21 protein-coding genes are annotated in these 24,726 nt (G+C 61.1%); 15 read left to right on the top strand and 6 right to left on the bottom strand.

All coding sequences use genetic code 11. The annotated features are described in order from the left end of the window. The first annotated feature begins 187 nt into the window (after positions 1 to 187). The 4 genes from KD146_RS00500 to KD146_RS00515 all read left to right on the top strand — a co-directional run bounded on the left by KD146_RS00500 (position 188) and on the right by KD146_RS00515 (position 6,175). Positions 188 to 3,097 (top strand): insulinase family protein, encoded by a 2,910-nt coding sequence (locus tag KD146_RS00500; RefSeq protein ID WP_212656814.1) that lies wholly within the window; start codon positions 188 to 190, stop codon positions 3,095 to 3,097. Between the two features lie 205 nt (positions 3,098 to 3,302). Next, entirely contained in the window at positions 3,303 to 4,307 is a 1,005-nt protein-coding gene (locus tag KD146_RS00505) for a ligase-associated DNA damage response exonuclease (protein WP_212656815.1), read from the top strand. Next, entirely contained in the window at positions 4,304 to 5,878 is a 1,575-nt protein-coding gene (locus KD146_RS00510; protein WP_212656816.1) for a cisplatin damage response ATP-dependent DNA ligase, read from the top strand. Before KD146_RS00505 ends, KD146_RS00510 begins: the two co-directional genes overlap by 4 nt. A 9-nt stretch (positions 5,879 to 5,887) precedes the next feature. Beyond that, complete coding sequence (locus KD146_RS00515) at positions 5,888 to 6,175, top strand: UvrB/UvrC motif-containing protein (RefSeq protein ID WP_212656817.1); 288 nt, start codon at positions 5,888 to 5,890, stop codon at positions 6,173 to 6,175. On the opposite strand, the gene KD146_RS00520 is transcribed toward KD146_RS00515, so the two are convergent. Next, positions 6,172 to 6,564, bottom strand: coding sequence for a MerR family DNA-binding protein (locus tag KD146_RS00520; RefSeq protein ID WP_212656818.1), 393 nt, complete (start codon positions 6,562 to 6,564; stop codon positions 6,172 to 6,174). The genes KD146_RS00515 and KD146_RS00520 overlap by 4 nt on opposite strands. Then, positions 6,561 to 8,279, bottom strand: a complete 1,719-nt coding sequence (locus KD146_RS00525; protein WP_212656819.1) for a long-chain-fatty-acid--CoA ligase — start codon at positions 8,277 to 8,279, stop codon at positions 6,561 to 6,563. The genes KD146_RS00520 and KD146_RS00525 overlap by 4 nt, the downstream gene beginning before the upstream one ends. Positions 8,280 to 8,608: 329 nt before the next feature. Between KD146_RS00525 and KD146_RS00530 the strand changes: the two genes are divergently transcribed. The 9 genes from KD146_RS00530 to KD146_RS00570 all read left to right on the top strand — a co-directional run bounded on the left by KD146_RS00530 (position 8,609) and on the right by KD146_RS00570 (position 20,460). After that, on the top strand, positions 8,609 to 11,074 hold the full coding sequence (locus KD146_RS00530; RefSeq protein ID WP_212656820.1) for an acyl-CoA dehydrogenase: 2,466 nt from the start codon (positions 8,609 to 8,611) through the stop codon (positions 11,072 to 11,074). Between the two features lie 158 nt (positions 11,075 to 11,232). Then, positions 11,233 to 13,194 (top strand): 3-hydroxyacyl-CoA dehydrogenase NAD-binding domain-containing protein, encoded by a 1,962-nt coding sequence (locus tag KD146_RS00535; RefSeq protein WP_212656821.1) that lies wholly within the window; start codon positions 11,233 to 11,235, stop codon positions 13,192 to 13,194. A gap of 2 nt (positions 13,195 to 13,196) precedes the next feature. Further along, positions 13,197 to 14,480 carry an acetyl-CoA C-acetyltransferase gene (locus KD146_RS00540; protein ID WP_212656822.1) on the top strand — a complete coding sequence of 428 codons (1,284 nt, stop codon included), beginning with the start codon at positions 13,197 to 13,199 and terminating at the stop codon, positions 14,478 to 14,480. After that, positions 14,477 to 14,638 carry a hypothetical protein gene (locus KD146_RS00545; protein WP_212656823.1) on the top strand — a complete coding sequence of 54 codons (162 nt, stop codon included), beginning with the start codon at positions 14,477 to 14,479 and terminating at the stop codon, positions 14,636 to 14,638. Before KD146_RS00540 ends, KD146_RS00545 begins: the two co-directional genes overlap by 4 nt. 255 nt (positions 14,639 to 14,893) lie before the next feature. After that, positions 14,894 to 16,507, top strand: a complete 1,614-nt coding sequence (locus KD146_RS00550; RefSeq protein WP_249327542.1) for a peptide ABC transporter substrate-binding protein — start codon at positions 14,894 to 14,896, stop codon at positions 16,505 to 16,507. Between the two features lie 104 nt (positions 16,508 to 16,611). Continuing rightward, a complete protein-coding gene (locus KD146_RS00555; RefSeq protein ID WP_212656824.1) occupies positions 16,612 to 17,535 on the top strand; it encodes an ABC transporter permease subunit in 924 nt (307 codons plus the stop codon). After that, a complete protein-coding gene (locus tag KD146_RS00560; protein WP_212656825.1) occupies positions 17,535 to 18,455 on the top strand; it encodes an ABC transporter permease in 921 nt (306 codons plus the stop codon). The genes KD146_RS00555 and KD146_RS00560 overlap by 1 nt, the downstream gene beginning before the upstream one ends. Positions 18,456 to 18,457: 2 nt before the next feature. Next, a complete protein-coding gene (locus KD146_RS00565) occupies positions 18,458 to 19,441 on the top strand; it encodes an ABC transporter ATP-binding protein (protein WP_212656826.1) in 984 nt (327 codons plus the stop codon). Beyond that, entirely contained in the window at positions 19,441 to 20,460 is a 1,020-nt protein-coding gene (locus KD146_RS00570; RefSeq protein WP_212656827.1) for an ABC transporter ATP-binding protein, read from the top strand. Before KD146_RS00565 ends, KD146_RS00570 begins: the two co-directional genes overlap by 1 nt. On the opposite strand, the gene KD146_RS00575 is transcribed toward KD146_RS00570, so the two are convergent. Both KD146_RS00575 and KD146_RS00580 read right to left on the bottom strand, forming a co-directional pair. Next, entirely contained in the window at positions 20,457 to 20,951 is a 495-nt protein-coding gene (locus KD146_RS00575; protein ID WP_212656828.1) for an HIT family protein, read from the bottom strand. The two genes, KD146_RS00570 and KD146_RS00575, sit on opposite strands and share 4 nt — an antisense overlap. Before the next feature lie 2 nt (positions 20,952 to 20,953). Next, on the bottom strand, positions 20,954 to 21,460 hold the full coding sequence (locus KD146_RS00580) for a response regulator (RefSeq protein ID WP_212656829.1): 507 nt from the start codon (positions 21,458 to 21,460) through the stop codon (positions 20,954 to 20,956). 214 nt (positions 21,461 to 21,674) lie between these two features. On the opposite strand from KD146_RS00580, the gene ykgO reads away from it, so the two are divergent. Both ykgO and KD146_RS00590 read left to right on the top strand, forming a co-directional pair. After that, positions 21,675 to 21,800 (top strand): type B 50S ribosomal protein L36, encoded by a 126-nt coding sequence (gene ykgO / locus KD146_RS00585; RefSeq protein WP_046105532.1) that lies wholly within the window; start codon positions 21,675 to 21,677, stop codon positions 21,798 to 21,800. A 319-nt stretch (positions 21,801 to 22,119) separates the two neighbouring features. After that, positions 22,120 to 22,521 (top strand): SRPBCC family protein, encoded by a 402-nt coding sequence (locus tag KD146_RS00590; RefSeq protein ID WP_212656830.1) that lies wholly within the window; start codon positions 22,120 to 22,122, stop codon positions 22,519 to 22,521. Between the two features lie 66 nt (positions 22,522 to 22,587). Here KD146_RS00590 and pyk read toward each other — a convergent pair whose 3' ends face one another. Together pyk and KD146_RS00600 are read right to left on the bottom strand one after the other, a co-directional pair. Further along, a complete protein-coding gene (gene pyk / locus KD146_RS00595) occupies positions 22,588 to 24,024 on the bottom strand; it encodes a pyruvate kinase (protein ID WP_212656831.1) in 1,437 nt (478 codons plus the stop codon). Next, positions 24,021 to 24,629 carry a DUF1036 domain-containing protein gene (locus tag KD146_RS00600; protein ID WP_249327543.1) on the bottom strand — a complete coding sequence of 203 codons (609 nt, stop codon included), beginning with the start codon at positions 24,627 to 24,629 and terminating at the stop codon, positions 24,021 to 24,023. The genes pyk and KD146_RS00600 overlap by 4 nt, the downstream gene beginning before the upstream one ends. Positions 24,630 to 24,726: the final 97 nt, after the last annotated feature.

Consider the following 24,726-nt stretch of genomic DNA (forward strand, 5'->3'; position numbering starts at 1 on the left):
CTTACGGTTCGGCCCTCGCGACAAGCAAAGTGCCCCTCGGGTCAATCCCGAGGGTGACGCGCGGTGGGCATGAGACGCACGTGAGTGCCGAGCGCGATCCTTGTTTGGAGGCGTGACGCCCCCTAGCGGATCGGGCTGGGGGTGCCTACGTTGTCATCAACAAAGAAAAAACCTGCCGAGTAGTGTCATGTCCTATCACGAAGCCTTCGAACTGATCCGCGACGAACATATCGCGGAGGCCAATTCGCAGGCGCAGCTGTTCCGCCACAAAAAGACCGGGGCCGAGGTGCTCAGCCTGGTCAATGACGACGAGAACAAGGTGTTTGGCATCACTTTCAAGACGCCGCCGACGGATTCTACCGGCATCGCCCATATTCTGGAGCACTCGGTGCTGTGTGGCAGCCGGAAATATCCGGTCAAGAAGCCGTTCGTGGAGCTGATCAAGGGCTCGCTGAACACGTTTCTGAACGCCATGACGTTTCCGGACAAGACGGCCTATCCAGTGGCCAGCCAGAACCTGAAGGACTTCTACAATCTGGTGGACGTCTATCTGGATGCGGTGTTCTTTCCGCTGCTGACCGAAGAGACCTTCCTGCAGGAAGGCTGGCATTACGAGCTGGAAGATGTCGACGCACCGCTGGTCTATAAGGGCGTGGTGTTCAACGAGATGAAGGGCGTGTTCTCGTCGCCCGATGCGGTGATGCGCGATCTTTCGCAGCGCTCGCTTTACCCCGATGTGACCTATGGCAAAAGCTCGGGCGGGGACCCCAAGGCAATCCCCGAGCTGACGTTCGAGCAGTTCAAGAATTTCCACCAGACCTATTATCACCCGTCCAATACCCGCGCGTTCTTTTCGGGTGATGATGATGCCGGTGAGCGGCTGGCGATTCTGGATGCCTATTTCAGCCAGTTCGAGCGGGCGCCGGTGGATGCGGAGGTCAAGCTGCAGCCGCGGTTCAACGCGCCGCGCCAGATCGAGGCCACCTATGCCGGCACCAAGGACGATGCCAAGGCGCGCGATGGCATGGTTTCAGTCAACTGGATGATCGACCCGGCGGCGGATCGCACCGAAGCGCTCAGCCATGGCATGCTGAGCTATCTGCTGGCGGGCAATTCGGCCGCCCCGCTGCGCAAGGCGCTCAATGAGAGCGGGCTGGGCGAAGGCATGACGGGCGGCGGTATCGGCGGCGGTCTGCGTCAGCCCATGGCCAGCTTTGGCATGAAGGGCATTGACCCGGCCGATGCGGGCAAGGTCGAAGCGCTGATCCTGAAAACGCTCGAAGAGATCGCCGACACCGGGTTCGCGCCCGAGCAGCTGGAAGCGGCGGCCAACACGTTCGAGTTTTCGCTGCGCGAGAACAATACCGGGTCCTATCCACGCGGCATGATGTACATGTTCAACGCGCTGGGGACCTGGCTGCATGAGGGCGATCCGATTGCGCCGCTGGCGTTTGAAGAGGCGTTGAGCGCGCTCAAGGCCAAGGCGGGGCAGGGCTTTTTCGCCAAGGAAATCCGCCGACTGTTTCTGGACAATATGCACCGCACCACGGTGAGCCTGCAGGCCGACCCCGATCAGGGCGCGCGCGAGGCGGCCAAGGAAGCCTCGATTCTGGCCGATGTGCGCAAGGGATTTGATGCCAAGGCGCTGGAAGACACCAAGGCCGAGACCGAACGGCTCAAGGCGTTGCAGGAAGAGGTGGATGATCCCGCGCTATTGGCGCAGATCCCCACGCTGACGCTGGCTGATCTGCCGCGGCAGACACGGACGGTGCCGATCGATATCGGCACGCTGGCGGACACCAGGCTGTTCTACCACGACCTGCCGACACTGGGGATCGTCTATCTCGATATGGGGTTCGATCTGCATGTGCTGGACAAGGAACTGCTGCCCTATCTGCCGCTGTTTGGCCGGGCGCTGCTGCAGACCGGTACCAGCAAGGAGGACTTTGTCAGCCTGACCCAGCGCATTGGTCGCTCGACCGGTGGCGTTGCCCAGCACCGTGGGTTGTCGTCGCGACAGGGCGATGCTGGCAGCGCGGCCTGGTTCTTCCTGTCTGGCAAGGCTGTGCCGGACAAGATCGACGAGATGCTGGCGATCATGGGCGATGTGCTGCTTGATGCACGACTGGATAATCGCGAGCGCTTCAAGCAGATGGCACTCGAGGAAAAGGCGGGCTTTGAAGCGCGCATGATCCCGGCGGGCAATTCGATTGTCGATACGCGGCTGAAGTCGAGCCTTACCGAGGCGAGCTGGATTTCGGAGCAGATGGGTGGCGTGAGCTATCTGATGTTCCTGCGCGAACTGGTGGCGCGGATCGAGAGCGATTGGGACAGCGTGGAGAGCGCGCTCAAGCGTATGCGCGATACGTTGTTCAACCGGGGGCGCATGGTGGTCAATGTGACCGCTGATAGTGCGCTGTGGGGCCGGGCCAAGGGCGAGATCGAGGGTTTCCTTGGGACGCTGCCGGACGCCAAACATGAGTTTGCCGACTGGAGTGTGGATTTTGCGCCCAAGTCCGAAGGGCTGATCATCCCGGTCCAGGTCAATTATGTCGGCAAGGGCGCCAATCTCAAGGCGCTGGGGTTTGAGCTGACGGGGGCGTCCAGCGTGGCGCTGAAGTTTCTCAACACCACTTATATGTGGGACAAAATCCGCGTGCAGGGCGGCGCCTATGGCGGCTCGGCGCGGTTCGACCTGACCTCGGGCAATTTCAGCTTTCTGAGCTATCGCGATCCCAATCTGCTCAAGACGCTGGACGCCTATGATGGGGCGGCCAAGGCGCTACACGCGGCGATTGGCGCCAATGATCTGACACGCTCGATCATCGGGGTGATCGGCGATGTCGATGGCTATGAATTCCCCGACGCCAAGGGCTATTCCTCGATGTGGCGGCAATTGACCGGGACCACGGACGACCTGCGGCAGCAGCGCCGTGACGAAATCCTGTCGACGAGCGCAGCTGACTTCAAGGCGATGGCCGAGGCGGTGGACGCTGTGCGCCAGCATGGTCATGTGGTTGTGCTGGGTGGTGAGGCCGCTATCAGCAAGGCCAATGAAACGCGCGCGGGGCTGCTGGATGTGACCAAGGTGATGTAGCCAAATTGGCGGGAGTTGCGCCGGGACCAGAGGCCCCCACCTGAGCCCTGCGGGGCCTCCCTCCCTACAAGGGGGAGGGAGGGTGCCCGGGTCGGTGGTTCGCGAGGCGCACCGCAAGCGGGTGCCAATGCTGACATTGTCTGGCGATGCGCTTGCCCTAATATGTCGTGAACCAGTTCTGATCGCGGCACGTTAAGGTGGGGACATGGCAATCCAGATCCTCGACCGGCACCTGCACATCAAGGCGATAGACGCCTATATCGACCCCAGCGTGCCGCGTGAGCGGGCGATCATTACCCATGGCCATGCGGACCATGCGCGCAGCGGGCATGGCTCGGTGCTGGCGACGCCAGACACGATTGCCATCATGAAGACGCGCTATGGCGAGGACTGCGCACGGCGGTTTGAACCGCTGGATTTCGGCGTGCCGCTGAAGATCGATGATGTGACGATCACGCTGTTCCCGGCCGGGCATATTCTGGGCTCGGCGCAGGTGCTGGTGGAGCAGGCCGGGCAGCGCGTGGTGGTGACGGGCGATTACAAGCGGCTGGCCGAGCGCACGGCGCAACCCTATGAACTGGTCAAATGCGATCTGCTGGTGACCGAGGCGACGTTTGGCCTGCCAGTGTTTCAGCATCCGCCGCCGCAGACCGAGATCGCGCGACTGCTCAAATCGGTGCGGGATAATCCCGAGCGCAGTCATCTGGTCGGCAGCTACGCGCTGGGCAAGGCGCAGCGGGTGATCGCGCTGCTGCGCGACGCGGGTTATGACGCGCCAATATATCTGCATGGCGCCATGCTCAAGCTGTGTGCGCTTTATGAAGAGCTGGGCGTGCCGCTGGGCGATCTGCGCCCGGCGCTGGATGTGCCCAAGGCGGAACTGGCGGGGCAGATCGTGATCGCGCCGCCTTCAGCAATTCGCGACCGCTGGAGTCGGCGGTTTCCCGATCCGGTGGTGTGTCAGGCCTCGGGCTGGATGAGTGTGAAACAGCGGGCGCGGCAGGCGCTGGTGGAATTGCCGCTGGTGATTTCGGACCATTGTGACTGGGGCGAACTGCAGCAGACGGTACGCGAAACCGAGGCCGAGACCGTGTGGGTGACGCATGGGCGCGAGGATGCGCTGGTCTATTGGTGTCAAAGCCAGGGCCTGAACGCCGAGCCCCTGCACCTGCAGGGCTTTGAGGATGAGGGCGGGGAGGACGCGGCATGAAGCGGTTTTCCCAATTACTCGAACTACTCGCCCTGACCTCGTCGCGCACCCGCAAGCTGGCGGCGCTGACCCAGTATTTTGCCGAGACGCCGGACCCGGACCGTGGCTATGCGCTGGCAGTGCTGACGGGTGCATTGAACTTCGCCAATGTGAAGCCTGCCCTGCTCAAGGAAACCGTGCTGGCCGAGGTGGACCCGACGCTGTTTGCCATGAGCTATGACTATGTCGGTGATCTGGGTGAGACGATCGCGTTGATCTGGCCGCATCACGGGGGCGCGGGTGAATTGCCATCGCTGACCGCGCTGATCGAGATGTTCAACACTACCGCCAAGCGCGACCTGCCCAAGCTGATTGGCGGGCTGCTGACGCAGGCGGAAATCAATGAGCGCTGGGCGCTGGTGAAGCTGGCGACGGGCGGTTTGCGGGTGGGCGTTTCGGCGCGGCTGGCCAAGACCGCACTGGCGGAAATGAGCGGGGTGGACCTGCAGGCGATTGAAGAAGTCTGGCACGGGCTCAAGGTCCCCTATGGGCCGCTATTTGAGTGGCTTGAGGGTAAGACCGGGCGCCCGGAAATTGATCAGGCAGCGCGGTTTCATCCGCTCATGCTGAGCAATCCGATTGACGAGGAAAAGGATCTGGTCAAGTTCGCGCCGGCCGATTTTGCCGCCGAATGGAAATGGGACGGCATTCGGGTGCAACTGGTGATGGGCGAAAGCGTGTCGCTTTTTTCGCGTACCGGCGACGACATTGCCGGGGCGTTTCCCGATATTGTCGAGAATGCCCAGGGGCGCGCCGTGCTGGATGGTGAATTGCTGGTAGGCAAGGATTTCGAACCCGGCTCGTTCAATGATTTGCAGCAGCGGCTGAACAAGAAGGTCGCCAGCGCCAAGCACCTCAAGGACAGTCCGGCCTTCATCCGGGTCTATGACATGCTGTTTGATGGCGAAGAGGATGTGCGGGCCTTGCCCTGGAGCGCGCGGCGAGCGCGGCTGGAGGCGTGGTTTGCAGCCAATCCCCAGACGCGGCTGGACCTGTCGGCGGTGCTGCCGTTTGCCGATTGGGATGATCTGGCGCAGCAACGGCGACAGGGTGCCGATGAGCATGGCCATGAAGGGGTGATGATCAAGCTGCGGCAGGCGCCATATGTCCCAGGACGGCCCAAGGGGCACTGGTACAAATGGAAGCGCGATCCCAATATTGTCGACGCGGTGCTGATGTATGCCCAGCGCGGGCATGGGCGGCGCAGTTCGTTCTATTCCGACTACACATTCGGGGTCTGGAAGGGCAATGAGATCGTGCCGATCGGCAAGGCTTATTTCGGTTTTACCGATGAGGAACTCAAGCTGCTCGATAAATGGATCCGCGCCAATACGCTGGCCTCATACGGGCCGGTACGCGAGGTGAAAAAGGAGCTGGTGTTCGAAGTGGCGTTCGACAGCGCCCAGGAGAGTGCGCGGCACAAGTCGGGCGTGGCGCTGCGGTTTCCGCGCATCAGCCGGATCCGCTGGGACAAGCCGGCGGGTGAAGCAGCGACGCTGGCGGATATGGCCGTGTTTGTGGCGGCAAGTTAGGAGATTTTGATGTCATCTCGATCAATTCACGAGCGCCTGGTGGCGCTGAACAAGCAGATGGCGGACGCCGCCGAGGCGATGGATTTTGAGACCGCCACAGCGCTGCGCAACGAGATTGCCCGGATCAAGGGCGAGGCGCCGCTGCAGCAAGGCGATCCGGACAGCGTCACGGTTGGTCAGCCCCCGCCGGGATCGATGGGGCTGGGCACGCAGGTGCCGGTGCGTCAGCCGCCCAAGGGCTGGGTGAAACCTAAAAAGCCCGATTCGATGACGCGGAATGTAAAGGGAAAGCGCTAGCCTGCCTTGGCGGGGCGCTCGTCAACGAGCCGTCTGATTTCGCGCAGCTCGTTAATGGTGGTTTCCAGGTCGTCGCGCTGACGTTCAAGCGAGGCGAGGCGTTCATCGACCTTGTCGATCAGCAGGTGAACCTGCTGGCTGCGATTGGCATCGTAGAGGCTGAGATAGTCCGAGATATCGCGCAGGGAAAAGCCCAGCCGTTTGCCGCGCAGGATCAGGATGAGCCGGGCGCGGTCACGGCGGCGAAAAATGCGCGTAGCGCCGACGCGTTCTGGCGACAGCAGGCCCTTGGCCTCGTAGAAGCGGATAGCCCGGGTGGAGATGCCAAATTCCTTGGCCAGATCGGCAATGGCGAACAGGTCGCGATTATCAGTCTCGGGGCGGTTCACGATGAAGCCTTCGACTGCTGATATTCCTCACGCAGTTCCTTCTTGGACAGCTTGCCGATCAGGGTCTTGGGCAAGGCATCCTTGAAGATGATTTCGCGCGGCATTTCGATCTTGCTGACGCGATCTGAAATGAAATTCTTGAGCTGGGCCTCGGTGACGGCCTTGCCATCGCGCAGCTTGACGTAGGCGATGGGGGCTTCGCCGCGATATTCGTCAGGCACGCCGATCACGTTGGTTTCCTCGACAGCCTCGTGGTTCATCAGCGCTTCCTCGATGGTGCGCGGATAGACATTGAAGCCCGAGCAGATGATCAGATCCTTGATGCGATCGACCAGGAACACATAGCCCTCATCATCCATGTGGCCGACATCGCCAGTGCGCAGCCAGCCATCCATGAAGGCCTGCTCGGTGGCTTCGGGTTCGTTGTGATAGGCGACCATGACCTGGGCGCCCTTGACCTGGAGTTCGCCATCTTCGCCGATGCCGACGGGCTGGTTGGATTCGAGATTGACGAAGCGAATGTCGGTGCCCGGCAGCGGCATGCCGATGGACATGGGTTTGCTCGCAACACGCAGGGCGGCACAGCAAACCACCGGACTGGCTTCAGTCAGGCCATAGCCCTCGGCAAGTACGGCCTTGGACTTCCTGGCAAAGGCGCTGCGCACTTCGTTGGGCAGGGCGGCACCACCGGAAATGGCGACTTCCAGGCTCGCCAGCTTTTCGGCGGTGGCACTATCAGCGCGGGCAATGGCGCTGAGCAGGGTGGGCACGGCGGGCAACACATTGGCGCGGGTGCGCTCGAACAGGTTGAGCAGCGCCTTGAGCTCGAAACGGGGCAGCATGACCACCTGGGTGCCATTGCACAGCGGCACGTTCATGCAGACCGTCATGGCGAAGATGTGGAAGAATGGCAGCACAGCCACGACCTTGGAGGGCGGGTAGAACAAGCCACAGCCCCATTTGTCGATCTGGCTCATATTGGCCGCGATATTGGCGTGGGTGAGCTGGGCGCCCTTGGGCAGGCCCGTGGTGCCGCCGGTATATTGCTGGACAGCGATATCGTTGTGGGCGTCGATAACCACAGGGGTCGGCGGCTCGCCGCGCTCGACCATGGTGTGGAAATGACTGATGCGGTCGGCGATGGGCGAGGACTTGAGCTTGGCCAGATCCTTGCGCTTGACCACCGAGAACAGCACTTTTTTGACCAGCGGGAGGGCGTCGGGGAAGTGGCAGACCACCAGAGATTTGACGTGGCCAGCTTGCACCAGCTTTTCGGCCTTCTCGAAAATCTGCTGCAGATCGAGTGTCACCATGACGTCGGCGCCGGCGCTTTCGGTGATGTGGCTGAGTTCGTGCACGGTGTAGAGCGGGTTGCAGTTGACCACGGTGCCGCCGGCTCGCAGCACGGCATAATAGGCGATGGGGTAAAATGGCGTGTTGGGCAGCATCAGCGCGACGCGGCTACCCTTTTTAACGCCGAACTGGCGCTGCAGGGCGCCGGCAAAGGCGATGATCTTTTTCGCCAGATCACCGAAGGAGGTGGTGCCACCCAGAAAGTCCAGGGCGGTGGCGGAGGGATTGCGGGCACAGGCCGCCAAAACCTGCTCGTGCACCGGGCGGGTGTCGAGTTCGGCGTCCCAGACGATGCCTTCAGGATAGCTGGCAATCCAGGGACGCAAATGGGTGGCGGTGTTTTTCGGTGCCTTGGGTGCCATGTTTCCTCCGGTTGCCGATAATCGGCGTGGGCTTGATGCCCTTTGTGACGAATATTTCACGGCTTTACGTTAGCGTCAAACGACTGTCCGAACTTTTAGACAGGGCCTGCGTTGGCGTATTCGGCAGGCAGGCGTGGGGGCGACGTATTGGACGCTTGCTTGACGTATACGTAAACCTTGCTAAACTGGCCTCAACAACAGGACCGCCGCGCGCTATGATCCCGGTGCGGCAGGCCCAATGACCAAGCCGAACGATTCGGCGACTGGTCTGACGTTTCGGGATTGAGTTGCTCGGCGCCGTGCGTGAGCAACGCCTTGGAGGGCATGCCGTGATCTTTGCGCTTATCGTGATCAGCCTCGTTGTCTTCGCCGTGCTGGCCATGCGGGAAAGCCCGCTATGGCAGTGGGGTGTTGCTGCTCTGGTGATCGGCCTGTTCGGCCGTTTCGACTTTGATGGCGGCATCGCCTTTGGCGGTGGGTTCGGCCTGGTGCTGGCCCTGTTGCCGGGCATCATCATGCTGGCGCTCAGCGTTGAAGCCATCCGCAAACCATTGCTGATCAAGCCCATTTACGGGGCAGTCAAATCCATTCTGCCGCGCGTCAGCCGCACCGAGCAGGAAGCGCTGGACGCGGGCACGATCGGCTGGGACGCCGAGCTGTTCTCGGGCCGTCCGGACTGGACCAAGCTCAATGCCATCCGCCCGCTGACTCTGAGTGCGGAAGAGCAAGCGTTCCTAGATGGCCCGACCAATGAAGTCTGCGCCATGATCGACGACTGGGACACGCGCAATAACCGCGCTGATCTGAGCCCCGAAGTGTGGCAGTTCTTCAAGGACAAGGGCTTCCTTGGCATGCTGATCGGCAAGGAGCATGGGGGTCTGGGCTTTGGCGCGCAGGCGCAGTCCATGGTGGTTTCCAAGATTTCGAGCCGCTCGGTGGCGGCGGGTATTACCGTGATGGTGCCGAACTCGCTCGGACCGGGCGAATTGCTGGAAAAATACGGCACGCCCGCGCAGAAGGAAAAATATCTGGGCCGTCTGGCCAAGGGCCTTGAAGTGCCGTGCTTTGCCCTGACCGGTGTGCATTCGGGTTCCGATGCCGGCGGCATGCGCGATATCGGTACGGTCACCAAGGGGACCTATCAGGGCAAGGAAGTGCTCGGCGTTCGCCTGAGCTGGGACAAGCGCTACATCACGCTGGCGCCGGTCGCCACGCTGGTGGGCCTGGCCTTTATCCTGAAGGATCCCGACAATCTGCTCGGCAAGGGCAAGGATATCGGCATCACCCTGGCGCTGGTGCCACACGACCATGAGGGCGTGGAAATCGGCCGTCGCCACTTCCCGGCGCGCCAGGCGTTCATGAATGGTCCGACCCGCGGCACCGATGTGTTCATTCCGATGGAATTTCTGATCGGTGGCACGGACTATGCCGGCCAGGGCTGGCGCATGCTGATGGAGTGTCTGTCGACCGGTCGCGCCATTTCGCTGCCCGCCATTGGCACCACCTCGATCAAGCAGGCGCTGCGCGTGACCTCGGCCTATGCGCGGGTCCGTCGCCAGTTCGGCATTCCCGTGGGCATCATGGAAGGCGTGGCCGAGCCGCTCGGCGAGATGGTCAAGCGCGCCTATACCTATGAATCCTCGCGCCGGCTGACCGCCTCGATGGTCGATGAAGGCCAGCGTCCGGCGGTGATTTCGGCGCTGCTGAAATACCGCACCACTGAAGCCATGCGCGACAGTGTCGATGACAGCTTTGACATCCATGGTGGCCGCGCCATCCAGGATGGGCCGACCAACTATCTGTTTGGTGGTTACATGGCGACGCCTGTGGCGATCACCGTGGAAGGCGCCAATATCCTGACGCGCACGCTGATGACCTTTGCGCAAGGCGTGTTGCGCGCGCATCCGTTCCTCTACAAGGAAATCGAAGCAGCGCAGAATACCGACAAGAAGGCGGGTCTGGACCAGTTTGATGCCGCGTTTGGCGGGCATACCAAGTTCATGCTGCGCAATATCGCGGCCAGCTTCCTGCACGGGGTCAGCAATGGCGCCTTCGCCTCGACCCCGGTCGAAACGGAAATGGCCGGCTGGTACCGCAAGCTGCACCGCTATTCGCAGGCCTTTGCGCTGACCGCTGACTGGACCACAGTGATCCTGGGCGGACAGCTCAAGCGCAAGCAGAAGCTGAGCGGCCGCATGGCCGACATTCTGGGCGATCTGTATCTGATGTCGGCCACGCTGCGCCGGTTTGAGGATGAAGGTCGTATTGCCGAGGACAAGCCGCTGGTCGATGCGATCATGGCTGACCGTATCGCGGCCATGGAGCAGACCTTTGGCGAAGTGTTTGCCAATTTCCCCAATGGCTTTGTGGCCAATGCCATGCGCTTCCTGTGCTTCCCGCTGGGTCGCCATGCCAAGCCTGCCAGCGACCGGATGAACTATCGCTTTGTGCGCGATGTGCTGCGCCCCGGCGCGTTCCGCGATCGTCTGACCACGGGGCTGTATGTCTCGATGGATCCCGCCGACGTGACGGGCGTTCTCGAAGACGCGTTCATCAAGGTGACCGAGGCCGAGGAAATCGAAGCCAAATTCATCAAGGCGGCGCGCAAGGGCGTGATCGAGCGTCGGCTGGATCGTGATGCCGTTGATGATGCGGTGGCGGCGGGCGTCTTGAGCGACAATGAGGCTGGGATCATGCGGGCGGCCGACGAAGCGACCGACCGCGTGGTGCAGGTGGATGATTTTGCGCCAGACGAGCTGGCCGCTGACGCCAAACACAAGGTGGCAGCGCAGTAACGGCACGCGTTGGCAATCAACAACCCCTCCTTTATGGGGATGGAACGAAACGGGCGCTGCGTCAAAAATGCATGATGCTGCGCCCGGTTAGCCCACAGATCGGGTGCCGCCCTGAACGGGGTGGCGATGGCGCGAGCCAGGAATTTTGAGGAGACACGATGATCCAGCCGAACATGCCGGAGACCACGAACTGGCGCTTTGAAATCGACGTGGAACGTCTGGGCTGGCTGACGATCGACACGCCCAATTCGCCGGTCAATACGTTGAGCCGTCTGGCCATTGAAGAGCTTGAAACGCTGGTGGTCCGGTTTGAAGAACTGGCCAAGAGTGGCGAGCTGGTGGGTGTGATCCTGCTCAGCGGCAAGGATAGCGGCTTCATTGCTGGTGCCGATGTCAGCGAATTTGACGCGATGAGCGACTTTTCGGTGCTGCCGGGCGCGCTGCAACGCACCCATGCGCTGTTCAGCCGGATCGAAGCGCTGAAGGTGCCGATGGTTGCGGGTATTCACGGGTTCTGTCTGGGTGGTGGGCTGGAGCTTGCGCTCGCCTGTCACTACCGAGTGGCCGTCAATAACGACAAGACGCGGATCGGCTTCCCTGAAGTCAATCTGGGCATCTTTCCGGGCTTTGGTGGCACAGGTCGCTCGATCCGGCAGGCCGGTCCGGTTGATGCCATGCAGCTGATGCTGACCGGGCGGATGATCCGGGCCGGTGCAGCGCGCGGGTTCAATCTGGTCGACAAGCTGGTGCGTCACCGCGACATGCTGCGCTGGGAAGCGCGCAAGGCCGTGCTGCAAAAGCGCGAATCGAGTGAGGCCGGTTTTGCCAAGAAGGTGATGGCGATGGGGCCGTTGCGCGGCTATATCGCCAACAAGATGCGCGAGCAGGTTGGTAAGAAGGCGCGCAAGGAACACTACCCCGCACCCTATGCGCTGATCGATCTGTTCGAGCAGCATGGCGATAACTGGCAGGCGATGAGCCACGGCGAGATCGAGCGCTTCGTGCCGCTGATGGGCAGCGATACCGCGACCAATCTGCGCCGGGTGTTCTTCGCCTCCGAGGCGCTCAAAAAGCAGGGTATAAAGGGCGCAAAGTTTGCCCGCGTGCATGTGATCGGCGCTGGCGTGATGGGCGGCGATATCGCGGCCTGGTGTGCGCTGCGCGGCATGAGCGTGACGCTGCAGGATCTCGACATGGCGCGCATTCAGCCGGCGCTGGATCGCGGCAAGAAGCTGTTCAAGAAGCGGCTGAAGAAAAAGCGCGAGGTCGACGCGGCCATGCTGCGCTTTGAGGCTGACCCCGAGGGCAAGGGCGCGGCCCGTGCCGATGTGATCATCGAAGCGGTGGTTGAAAAGCTCGAGGTCAAGCAGTCGATCTTTGGCGAGCTGGAGTTCAAGGCCAAGCCTGATGCCATTCTGGCGACCAATACCAGCTCGATCGAGCTGGAGCGGATCGCCGAAAAGCTCAAGCAGCCCGAGCGCTTGATCGGCCTGCATTTTTTCAATCCGGTGGCGCAGTTGCCGCTGGTGGAAGTGATCCGGTCCACCTTTAACACCGATGATGCCATTGGCCGCGGCGCAGCGTTTGCGCTGGCGATCGGCAAGTCGCCCGTGGTGGTCAAATCGGCACCGGGGTTCCTGGTGAACCGCGTGCTGATGCCCTACATGCTGGCTGCCGTCGAACGGGTGGAAAAGGGCGAGAGCAAGGAATTGCTCGACGCCGCCGCAGTGGCGTTCGGCATGCCGATGGGCCCGATCGAGCTGATGGATACCGTTGGTCTGGATGTCGGCAAGTCGGTTGCCACAGAGCTTGGCCATGCCGTGCCCGAAGGCAGCAATTTCGATACGCTGGTCAAGGCCGGCAAGCTGGGTCGCAAGACCGGCGAAGGATTTTACAAATGGGAAGACGGCAAGGCGCAAAAGGGCGACGTGCCCAGCCATGCCGATCTGGCCGGACTGGGTCGTGAACTGGTCAAGCCGCTGGTCGACATGACCGAAGTGGTGGTGGCTGAAGGTGACGTCGCCAATGACGGTTTGGCCGATATCGGTGTGATTATGGGAACCGGTTTCGCGCCGTTCCTGGGTGGGCCGATCAAGGCACGCAAAGACGGGAAGGCATAGAAATGGCTGAACTTCGCAAAGTCGCAATCGTGGGTTCGGCGCGCATTCCATTTGCGCGCGGCAACACGGCCTATGCCGACGAAACCAATCTGAGCATGCTGGGTACCGTTCTGGGTGGGCTGGTCGACAAGTTTGGCCTCAAGGGCCAGAAGATCGACGAAGTGGTGGCAGGCTCGGTGATCGCCCACAGCCGCGATTTCAATATCGCCCGCGAAGCGGCGCTGGATGCCGGGCTGTCACCGCGCACGCCGGGCACGACGCTGCAGATTGCCTGTGGCACGAGCCTGCAGGCAGCGTTGATGCTGGGTGCCAAGATCGCCAGCGGCGAAATCGACAATGGCATTGCTGCGGGTTCGGACACGGTCAGCGACAGCCCAATCGTGTTTGGCAACAAGTTCCAGCACCGCATGATTGATCTGAGCAAGGCCCGTTCGACCGGCGACAAGTTCGGTGCGTTCAAAGGGTTTTCGTTTGGTGAGCTCAAGCCGGTCGCGCCCTCGGTCAACGAACCGCGCACGGGCATGTCGATGGGTCAGCATTGCGAACTGATGGCCAAGGAGTGGGGCATTACCCGCCAGGCACAGGACGAGCTGGCGGTGGCCAGCCATCGCAATGCCGCCAAGTCCTATGATGAGGGCTTCCACGACGACCTGCTGGTGCAGTGCGCCGGGCTGGTGCGCGACAACAATGTGCGTGCCGATGCCAATATGGAAAAGATGTCGACGCTCAAGCCGGCCTTTGACAAATCCAGCGGCAATGGCACGCTGACGGCCGGCAATTCGACGCCGCTGACAGATGGCGCCTCTGCCGTGCTGCTGGCCAGTGAAGAGTGGGCCAAGGAACGGGGCCTGCCTATCCTAGCCTATCTGACGATGGGCCGCGTTGCCGGCAATGATTTTGCCCATGGCGAGGGCCTGTTGATGGCGCCGACCATTGCAGTCAGCGAGTTGCTGGCGCGGGCAAAGCTGAGCTTTGACGATATCGACTATTTCGAGCTGCATGAGGCGTTCGCCGCCCAGGTGCTCTCGACGCTGGCAGCCTGGAATGATCCGGCCTACTGCAAGGACGTTCTGGGGCGTGACACCGTGCTGGGACCAATCGATCCGGCCAAGATCAATGTGAAGGGCTCAAGCCTGGCCTATGGCCATCCCTTTGCGGCGACCGGCGCGCGTATTCTGGGCGTCACCGCCAAATTGCTGAGCACTGAGCCGGGCAAGCGGGCGCTGATTTCAGTGTGTACTGCTGGTGGGCAAGGCGTGACGGCTCTGGTAGAAAGTGCGGCATGAGCGATAACGTCGTCAAATTCCGCAAGATCGAAAAGAAGCCCGAGCCCAAGCCGCCAGGCAAAAAGCCCGAGCTTCCCAGCTGGGCGCCATTTGCCGGGCTGATCGCGCTGGCGCTGGTAATTTATGGCGTGCAGCAGTCCGGTCTGCTGGGCGGCTAGGCAAATTTTCTGCAAATTGCGATTTGAGCGCAATGGCGTGCCGGGTTTTCCCCGGCGCGCAGCATGTTAACAAATGCTGGTGCCTTGACGTTTAGGTCAATCTTTTACTTGTCAGTGGACGGATTTGCGTAATACCGTCCAACAATCTTGCCCGGCAGGCTCTTGGCCTGCTGGCCACAAGGCTATTCAAATCCGCGGCGATATGATCGCGGAGAGAAGATGTTTTCAGGAATTCCACAAGGAGATGGAACGCGCATGAAAATCACTCAAACCCTGACAGCGGTAGCGACCGCCGGCGCCATGGCGCTGATGATGAGCACTGCCGCTTCGGCCGTGACGCTGCAGATGCACAATGGTGCCGATCCGGGTTCGCTCGATCCGCACAAGGTTTCCGGCGACTGGGAAAACCGCATCGTTGGTGACTACATTGAAGGTCTGGTGACTGAGGATGCCAAGGCCGACGCCATTCCGGGCCAGGCTGAAAGCTGGGAAATCTCGGAAGACGGCACCGTTTACACGTTCCACCTGCGCGAGGGCATTACCTGGACCGATGGCGAGCCTGTGACTGCTGAAGACTTCGTCTTCGCGTTTCAGCGCCTGATGGATCCCGCAACCGCGTCGGAATACGCCTACCTGCAGTACCCAATCAAGAATGCTGCTGGCATCAACTCGGGCGAGATCACTGATTTCAGCGAGCTGGGCGTCAAGGCACTCGACGACAAGACAGTCGAAATCACGCTGGAAGCGGCGACGCCGTTCTTCCTGCAGGCCCTGACTCACTACACCGCCTATCCTGTGCCAAAGCATCTGGTCGACGAGTTCGGCGATGCCTGGACCTCGATGGAGCACATCGTGGCCAACGGCCCGTACAAGATCACCGAATGGCTGCCGGGCTCCTATGTCCACTCGGTCAAGAACGATGACTATTACGACGCTGCCAATGTGCAGATCGACGAAGTGTACTACCACGTGCTCGAAGATCAGGCTGCTGCGCTGAACCGCTACCGTGCGGGTGAGTTCGACATCCTGACCGACTTCCCGGCTGACCAGTATCAGTGGATCCAGGACAATCTGCCCGGCGAAGCACATGTCGAGCCATTCCTGGGCGTGTATTACTACGTGCTGAACCAGGAAAACGAAGCCCTCAAGGACGTTCGCGTTCGTGAAGCGCTGTCGATCTCGATCCTGCGTGACGTGATCGGGCCCGATATCCTGGGCACTGGCGAACTGCCAGCCTATGGCTGGGTTCCAGATGGCACCGCCAACTATGAAGGCGACGCCTATATGCCAGCATGGGCCGAAATGCCCTATGAAGAGCGCGTTGCCAAGGCTTCCGAGCTGATGGCTGAAGCCGGCTACTCGGCTGATAATCCGCTGACCCTGCAGCTGCGTTACAATACCAATGACAACCACCAGCGCATCGCCGTGGCGATTGCCGCCATGTGGGAGCCAATCGGTGTGAAGGTTGAGCTGTTCAACTCCGAAACCGCCGTGCACTACGACGCACTGCGCGCCGGTGACTTCCAGGTCGGCCGCGCCGGCTGGCTGCTCGACTACTCGGACGCTTCGAACACTCTGGATCTGCTCAAGACCGGCACGATGCAGGGCGACACCATGAACTGGGGCAACAATTACGGCCGCTACTCGAACCCAGAGTTCGACGCGCTGCTTGATGCCGCCACCAGCGAACAGGATCTGGCCAAGCGCGCCGGTATGCTGCACGAGGCAGAAACCATCGCCATGGACGAATTCGGTGCGATCCCGATCTACTGGTACGTGTCCAAGAATGTCATCTCGCCAAAGATCTCTGGCTTTGAAGACAATGCCAAGGACGTGCACCGCACCCGTTGGCTGACCAAGGCCGAATAGGCCAGGACGACGCTTTGATCGTGGGGGCTGCGGCTCCCACGATCTCTTTTTGCCGGTGAGCGCGCCGTGGACGCTGCGCCCGGACTACAAAAGGTTTTTGCATCATGCTGGGTTATGCCCTGCGGCGCGTGCTTTCGGCGATCCCGATTGCACTGATCGCCGTGACTGTCTGTTTTTTCGTGCTGCGCCTGGCACCGGGTGGCCCCTTTGACGGCGAGCGCGCCTTGCCGCCGACCGTGCTGGCCAATCTGCGGGCTCACTACAATCTCGATCAGCCACTGATCACGCAGTATTTCATCTATCTCTGGCGCCTGCTGCATGGCGATCTGGGCCCGTCCATGGCCATTGATGGCTTCAATGTGAGCCAGCTGATCGCCATTGGCTTTCCATTCACGCTGACCATGGCGATGACGGCTTTTGTGATTGCGACCGCCATTGGTGTCGTCGCGGGCATGGTTGCCGCGGTGAACCAGAACAAGTGGCCAGACTATGTGCTGGTGCTGGCTGTGATGCTGGGCGTTGTGGTGCCGAACTTCCTGATGGCCGCCATTCTGCAATTGTGGTTCGGCGTTTATCTGGGATGGCTGCCAGCGGGTGGTTGGGTCAATGGCTCGGTGTGGCATCTGGTCTTGCCGGTGACCGTGCTGGCTTGGCCCCATGCCGCGCGTATTTCGCGGTTGATGCGCGGCTCAATGATCGAGGTGCTGGGTACCAATTATGTGCGCACGGCGCGCTCCAAGGGTCTGGGACAGCGGCTGGTGCTGGCGCGGCATGCGATCAAGCCGGCGCTGTTGCCGGTTGTGTCCTATCTGGGGCCGGGGCTGAGCTATCTGCTGACCGGCTCGCTGGCCGTGGAGCAGATTTTCGGTCTGCCCGGGATCGGCAAATATTTCGTCACCGCAGCGCTTAACCGCGACTACGGCATCGTGCTGGGAACGACGATCCTCTACATGTTCATCATCCTCGCGCTCAATCTGCTGGTTGACCTGGTCTATGCCTGGCTCGATCCCAAGGTGAGGTACCGCTGATGGCCGGCATTACAGGTAAGGACGAAGTCCTCAGCCAATACGCGCAGAAGCTGGAAACGCTGGACGCGCCCAAGGGGCGTTCGCTGACCCAGGACGCGCTGCGGCGTCTGGCCCGCAACAAGGCGGCGGTGATCTCGATCGCCATCGTGATCTTCATCATTCTGGCGGCCTTTATCGGCCCCCATTTCGTGCCGTGGAGCTATTCGGAGGTCGACTGGACCGCCATTCGCAAGCCGCCCAATTTCGACAAGGCCCATTATTTCGGCACCGACCAGAATGGTCGCGACATGCTGGCGCGCGTGCTGCAGGGCACGCAGATGAGCCTGATCGTGGCCGCGGTCGCAACCGTTGTGTCGGTGGTGATCGGCATTATTTATGGCGCGGTTGCAGGGTATCTCGGCGGCCGGGTCGATGCGCTGATGATGCGTTTTGTCGACGTGATGTACGCGCTGCCCTACATCCTGTTCGTGATCATTCTGGTGGTGATGTTCGGGCGCAATCCGGTGCTGCTGTTTGTCGGTATCGGGGCGATCGAATGGCTGACCATGGCCCGCATCGTGCGGGGTCAGACGCTGTCGATCAAGGAACGCGAATTCGTAGAAGCGGCCCGCGCCGGCGGTGCCAAGCCCTGGACCATCATCACAAGGCACATCGTGCCGAACCTGACGGGCCCGGTGGTAATCTACGCCACGCTGACCATCCCCGAGATCATCATTGCCGAGAGTTTCCTCTCTTATCTGGGTCTGGGCGTGCAGGAGCCACAGACGTCGCTGGGGACGCTGATTTCCGCCGGTGCGCCGGTGGCCGAAGTGCTGCCCTGGATGTTGCTGGCGCCAGCCACCGTGCTGGTCACCCTGTTGCTGTGCCTCACCTATATCGGTGACGGCCTGCGCGACGCCCTTGACCCCAAGGATCGATAGACATGACAGAAGTCCTCAAAGTCGAAGACATGTCGGTGACCTTCGAGCTGCATGACAGCGAAGTGCACGCCGTTCGCGAGATGAATTTCAGCCTGTCGCAGGGCGAAACGTTGGCCGTGGTTGGCGAGTCCGGTTCGGGCAAGAGCCAGGCGTTCCTGGCGATCATGGGTCTGCTGGCCAAGAATGGCCGGGCCGGCGGCCATGCCATGATGGGTGATATCGATCTGATCGGCATGCCGCCCAAGCAGCTTGATACCCATCGCGGCAAGGACATCGCGATGATCTTCCAGGATCCGATGACCTCGCTGAACCCGACATTGCGGGTCAAGACGCAGCTGGCCGAGGTGCTGGTCAAGCATCGCGGTTTCAACCAGCAGCAGGCGATCAAGACCTCGATCGAGATGCTGGAACGGGTCGGTATTCCCGAACCCGTCAAGCGCGCCAATGCCTATCCGCATGAGCTTTCGGGCGGTATGCGCCAGCGCGTGATGATCGCGATGGCGTTGTTGTGCCAGCCCAAGATCCTGATCGCCGATGAGCCGACAACGGCGCTCGACGTGACGGTGCAGGCGCAGATGCTGGACCTGTTCAAATCGCTGACCGAAGATTTCGGCACCTCGCTGGTACTGATCACCCATGATCTGGGCGTGGTGGCCGGCGTGGCTGACCGGATGATGGTGATGTATGGCGGGCGGGCCGTGGAAAAGGGCGTGACCGACGATCTGTTCTACGATCCGCGCCACCCCTACACGTTGGGTCTGCTGCATTCGACCCCGCATATTGCCAAGCGCGCCGAGCGGCTCGATCCGATCCAGGGCCTGCCGCCCAGCCTTGAACACCTGCCCAAGGGCTGTTCGTTCAATCCGCGCTGCGCGTTTGCCTTTGATCGCTGCATGGTCGAGCGGCCACCGCTGACCCAGACCGAGAACGGCCGCGAAAAGGCGTGTTTCTATGAAGGCCCGATGGCCTATGGAGAGGTCGCGTAATGGACCAGACCCCCGTCGATCTGCTTGAGATCAAGGATCTCAAGAAAACCTTCTCTATTGCCAGCGGGCTGTTTGCCCGGCCGCTGACGCTGACGGCGCTCGAAGACATCAACTTCACCATCCACCAGGGCGAGACGCTGGGCATTGTGGGCGAGAGCGGCTGTGGCAAATCCACGCTGGGTCGCTGTATCCTGCAATTGCTGGCGCCTGATGAGGGCCAGGTGTTGTGGCTGGGGCAGGATCTGACCCGGCTGCCGGCCGAGGAAATGCGCAAGCGCCGGCAGGACCTGCAGATCATCTTTCAGGACCCGCTGGCTTCGCTCAACCCGCGCATGACTGTGGGCGAGATCATTGCTGATCCGCTGCGCACGCTGCGGCCCGAGCTGAGCAAGACCGAGCGTCGCGCCCGTGTACTCAAGACCATGGAATCGGTCGGGCTGCTGCCCGAAATGATCAATCGCTATCCGCACGAGTTTTCGGGCGGGCAGGCGCAGCGTATCGGTATTGCCCGGGCGCTGATCACCGAACCCAAGCTGATCGTGTGTGACGAACCGGTCTCGGCGCTGGACGTGTCGATCCAGGCGCAGATCCTGAACCTGCTGGCCGAGCTCAAGGATGAGTTCGGGCTGACGCTGATCTTCATCTCGCACAATCTGAGCGTGGTGCGACATGTCTCGGATCGTATTCTGGTGCTCTATCTGGGCCGCATCGTCGAGCTGGCAAGCGGTGACGATATCTACAACGACCCCAAGCACCCCTATACGCGGGCGCTGCTGACGGCGGTGCCGATCCCCGATCCGAAGCTGGCGCGACTGCGCAATATCGATGCGCTGAAGGGTGAAATTCCTTCGCCAATCAATCCGCCATCGGGCTGCACCTTCCGCACACGCTGTCGCTTTGCCAAACCCTATTGCGCGGAGAAGCGCCCGCCGCTTGAGGTGATAGAGGGTGGTCGACTGGTGGCGTGCCATCGCTGGCGCGAGATCGACGTGCCCGGTGAGGCTATCCTGAACGGCTAATCGGCCAAGGCATTATAGGCCGCCGCGATATTGGCGGCGGCCTTTGCCATTTCAGCGTCGCTGAATTCCAGCACACCGTGTTCGGCCATCAAGGCGTGGTATTGCTGCTGGTCGTAGGGGACGCCCTTTGGCAGGGGCACGACATGCCAGTGCAGATGGCTATTGCCCTGCTTGCTGCCCAGCGAGAGCACATAGATCCGTTCGGCGTCATAGACACTCTTGAGAGCCCGTGAGAGCCGGTGGACGACGGCCTGCAGTGCTAGATAGGCCTGAGGGCTTATGTCCTCTGCCAGATCTTCGTAGTGCCGCGTAGGGCAGACAAGGGCATAGCCGGGCAGGGTGGGGAACTTGCTGAGAAAGATGATGGTGTCATCATCGCGGTCGATCACGTGATGGCCGTAGTCGGGATTGCCGGCGACAAGTTCACAGATAAAGCAGGGGCCGTGCTGGCTGCGTTGCACGTGGGCGTCCAGATCAAACGGCAGCCGCATGGCTAGCTGGCTTCGCGCTTCTGGGCTTCGGTACGCCGTTCATTCTCTCCGATATCGACAGTCTTGCGGCGACGGTCGGGGCCGGTATAGGCCTCAGCTTCAATGAAGCCGCGCGGATTGGTCTCGATGCTGGTCAGACGGGTCTGAAGATGGTTGGCAGCAAATGGCTTGCGCAAGAATTCGGTGACGCCGGCGTCGCGGGCGTCGGCGATGCGTTTGGCGTCGGGTGCTGCACTCATCATGATGATGGGCACCAGACGGTTCTGGCAATCGGAGCAGGCACGCAGCTTTTTGGTGAAGGCAACGCCGTCCATGCCATTGAGGTCATCATCAATGATCAACACGTCAAACGCGCGGCGGCGCAGTTCAATCATGGCGCGGTTGGCGTCGTAGCTCTCGCGGATATCCCTGCGTCCCAAGCTGCGCAACATCACCGCAATCAGCGATGCCATGTGGGGAGAGTGATCGGCGATCAACACACCGTGCTTGGTAATTTCCTCAGTGGCCATGGTACGCAAACCCTTACTTCGCAGGCCTGCATCTTAGCAGGGCTTTGCATATGAGCGGTTAATCGGGTTCATTATATGCAAGCCATAGCTTTTCACGACATTTGCGTGAAAACTCCGGCCAAGCCGCGTTGACAGGGTGGGGCATTTTCCCTATGTATGCCGCCAAGTTTCCGGGCGCCATGGCGCCCCTTTTGTTTGACCAAGGAATCGTCCGATGAAGATCCGCAACTCGCTGAAGGCGCTGATGACTCGCCACCGCGCGAACAAGCTCGTCCGCCGTCGCGGCCGGGTTTATATAATCAACAAGGTAGACAAGCGCTTCAAGGCCCGTCAGGGCTAAGCTAAAGCTTGATACTGAAGATTGACTGACAAAGCCCGCGAAAGCGGGCTTTGTTGCGTTTGGGGTTGGTCCGGGCCCTTCCGGCGCGTTGCCTGTGGGCGGTCCGCGCGCAATACCGATGCGGGCCATCATTCACGTACCCCACCGTCCCCAAACCCCCGCGTTTAAAGCTCAATGCGCAGGTGAGGGATGGTGCAAAGGTTTACGTCGTTTGGCATAATTATACCTGTGCATCAGTACGTTACGTTATCTATTGTCTGGTTTTATCCAGCCGTTTTTTATTTGCGCCATTTTTTTCGCGTTCGCCGCGAGGTAATTTATGCTCAAGGCCCGAACACTAACCGTGCTGATCAATCGACCGATCCAGGATGTGTATGACTTTCTGGTGGAGCCCGCCAATCTGGCACGTTGGACGCTGGTGGGCCCCGGACAGGCAGAGCCCGAAGAAGGGCCACTGGTGTGGTCGTTTGACGGGCCGCACGGGCTGGTGCTGGTCCGCTTTACGCCACGCAATGCGTTTTTTGTGCTCGACTACTCGCTGCAGTCGGGACCACATGTGTGGCAGTCCTCAAGCGTGCGGTTGATCCGCAATGGCAATGGATGCGTGTTGACCCATACTTCGGTGCAGCAGCCATTGGTGTCCGACGCGGTCTTCGCCTCCGAGGAGGAGTGGCTGTATTCGGACCTGCTGGTGCTCAAGACCCTAATGGAAACGAAATAGGCGATCAGCCAAAGAAAAACCCGCGGACGTGCCGCGGGTTCTTTTATCGGGTCATGCCTGGCGGGCTTAGCTGGAGCCGGCGCCGTCCTGGCGGACGAAGGCGATGCGGAGCATGTTGGTGGCGCCTGGTGTGCCCAGCGGAATGCCGGCCGTGATGGCGATACGATCACCGGGACGGGCAAAGCCTTCCTGATAGGCGATGACACAGGCGCGATCGACCATGTCTTCCAGGCTCACTGCATCTTCGGTCTGCACGCAATGGACGCCCCAGACCACCGACATGCGGCGGATGGTGCGCTGGTTGGGCGAGAGCACGATAATGGGCTTGGAGGGCCGCTCGCGGGCGGCACGGATGCCGGTCGAGCCGGAGGCGGTATAGGTAACGATGGCGGCCAGATCGAGCGTTTCGGCAACCTGGCGGGTCGCCGCCGAGATGGCGTCGGCCGCAGTGGCTTCAGGTTCGGTCTGGGCAGCGCGGATAATGCCGCGATAGTTGGCGTCGCCTTCGACGGCCACGGCCACCTTGTTCATGGTGGCGACGGCCTCAACCGGATACTGGCCAGAAGCCGACTCGGCCGAGAGCATGATGGCGTCAGCGCCTTCAAACACGGCGATGGAGACGTCCGAGACCTCGGCGCGGGTCGGGACCGGCGCGGTGATCATGGATTCAAGCATCTGGGTGGCGACGACCACTGGCTTGCCGTAGCGGCGGGCCATGCGGATCATGCGCTTCTGCAGGCCGGGGACCTGCTCAAGCGGCAGCTCGACGCCCAGATCGCCACGCGCCACCATGATGGCGTCGCACAGCTTGATGATCTCTTCGAGGCGCTCGATAGCCTGCGGTTTTTCGATTTTGGCCATGACGCCTGCGCGACCCTGAACGATCTTGCGCACATCGATGATGTCTTCGGGGCGCTGCACGAAGGACAGGGCAATCCAGTCGGCATCGGCAGCCAGGCCGGCGACCAGATCGGCGTGGTCCTTTTCGGTCAGTGCGCCGGTGGGCAGCAGCGTATCGGGGAGCGATACGCCCTTCTTGTCGCTAAGCTTGCCGCCATAGACCACTTCGGTCTCGATGGCGCCATTGCCCACCTTGGTGGCCTTGAGCTGCAGCTTGCCGTCATCGAGCAGCAGGCGGTCGCCTACCGAGACGCTTTCGATGATTTCAGGATGGGGCAGGTAAACGCGCTCGGTGGTGCCGGGCGTGTCATCGCTGTCCAGGGTGAATTTCTGCCCGGCGGCCAGTTCGACAGCGCCATCGGCAAATTTCCAGACGCGCAGCTTGGGACCCTGGAGGTCGACCAGAATGCCCAATGGATGGTTGAGGCGCTTTTCGACATTGCGAATGCGCTCGACCGTGGTGTTGAGCACTTCGTGGCTGGCGTGGCTCATATTGATGCGGAACACGTCCGCGCCGGCCTTGGCCAGTTCCTCGATCATCTTTTCCTCGTGGCTGGCTGGCCCGAGGGTGGCGACGATCTTTGCGCGTCTCATGCGTCTCATTGCGTGTCCGTTTCTTGCGTCGTTATGTCGTCCTGCGGTGCGTCCACATCGTTGGGATCGACAAGGAAAGTGGGATCTTCAAGGTCTTCACCACCATCAGGCCCGACAATCGCGGGTCCGGCGGCGTTCTCGGTGAGCTGCAGTGTCCAGTCGGAACGGTTCTGTGTATCGATTTCGAAGAAACCGGTGCGCTCATAACCGCGCGCAAGACAATCCTCAACCCCGAATATGGTGAAGGTCTCGTCGCGTGTACACATGAATACTGCTCCGTCCCATGCGCCGCCTGCCACATCATCTGCTGCGAAGATGTAATAAAAGCGACGCTGGAGTTCACCCTGATACAGCACGCGGCAATCGCCCGGAGGGGCTTGCCACCAGCCTTCGCTCATCCAGCCACGCTCGGCACGGTAGCCCAAGGCTACCGAAACGAGATTGGAAGTCTCGTTGCAGATGCGTAGATCAGCCTTGGCCGGCGTTGCAAAGAACACCAAGCCTGCAAGCGTTGCGCTGATCAAAGTCGTGCCGAGACGAATGGTTTGCAAAAGCGAGCCGGAAATCATCGGGAAAACGTGCCTTCTTTGAGCCCATGGGAGGGAATTGGTCAATGGCTAATGCCCTGATTTGGCGGAATTGGGGGCATGCAGAAGCGCGGTGATGTGGATTGGGTCACAAAGGGGTTGAACCGAGGGTGAGTCTGGGGTT

The sequence above is a fragment of the Devosia litorisediminis genome, from assembly GCF_018334155.1.
Classification (GTDB): Bacteria; Pseudomonadota; Alphaproteobacteria; order Rhizobiales; family Devosiaceae; genus Devosia; species Devosia litorisediminis.

Coding starts and splice junctions, on each gene's coding strand:
- KD146_RS00510 (WP_212656816.1), top strand. CDS start 4,304: ATGAAGCGGTTTTCCCAATTACTCGAACTACTCGCCCTGACCTCGTCG.
- KD146_RS00515 (WP_212656817.1), top strand. CDS start 5,888: ATGTCATCTCGATCAATTCACGAGCGCCTGGTGGCGCTGAACAAGCAG.
- KD146_RS00500 (WP_212656814.1), top strand. CDS start 188: ATGTCCTATCACGAAGCCTTCGAACTGATCCGCGACGAACATATCGCG.
- KD146_RS00550 (WP_249327542.1), top strand. CDS start 14,894: ATGAAAATCACTCAAACCCTGACAGCGGTAGCGACCGCCGGCGCCATG.
- KD146_RS00575 (WP_212656828.1), bottom strand. CDS start 20,951: ATGCGGCTGCCGTTTGATCTGGACGCCCACGTGCAACGCAGCCAGCAC.
- KD146_RS00540 (WP_212656822.1), top strand. CDS start 13,197: ATGGCTGAACTTCGCAAAGTCGCAATCGTGGGTTCGGCGCGCATTCCA.
- KD146_RS00555 (WP_212656824.1), top strand. CDS start 16,612: ATGCTGGGTTATGCCCTGCGGCGCGTGCTTTCGGCGATCCCGATTGCA.
- KD146_RS00505 (WP_212656815.1), top strand. CDS start 3,303: ATGGCAATCCAGATCCTCGACCGGCACCTGCACATCAAGGCGATAGAC.
- KD146_RS00560 (WP_212656825.1), top strand. CDS start 17,535: ATGGCCGGCATTACAGGTAAGGACGAAGTCCTCAGCCAATACGCGCAG.
- ykgO (WP_046105532.1), top strand. CDS start 21,675: ATGAAGATCCGCAACTCGCTGAAGGCGCTGATGACTCGCCACCGCGCG.
- KD146_RS00565 (WP_212656826.1), top strand. CDS start 18,458: ATGACAGAAGTCCTCAAAGTCGAAGACATGTCGGTGACCTTCGAGCTG.
- KD146_RS00535 (WP_212656821.1), top strand. CDS start 11,233: ATGATCCAGCCGAACATGCCGGAGACCACGAACTGGCGCTTTGAAATC.
- KD146_RS00590 (WP_212656830.1), top strand. CDS start 22,120: ATGCTCAAGGCCCGAACACTAACCGTGCTGATCAATCGACCGATCCAG.
- KD146_RS00570 (WP_212656827.1), top strand. CDS start 19,441: ATGGACCAGACCCCCGTCGATCTGCTTGAGATCAAGGATCTCAAGAAA.
- KD146_RS00545 (WP_212656823.1), top strand. CDS start 14,477: ATGAGCGATAACGTCGTCAAATTCCGCAAGATCGAAAAGAAGCCCGAG.
- KD146_RS00580 (WP_212656829.1), bottom strand. CDS start 21,460: ATGGCCACTGAGGAAATTACCAAGCACGGTGTGTTGATCGCCGATCAC.
- pyk (WP_212656831.1), bottom strand. CDS start 24,024: ATGAGACGCATGAGACGCGCAAAGATCGTCGCCACCCTCGGGCCAGCC.
- KD146_RS00525 (WP_212656819.1), bottom strand. CDS start 8,279: ATGGCACCCAAGGCACCGAAAAACACCGCCACCCATTTGCGTCCCTGG.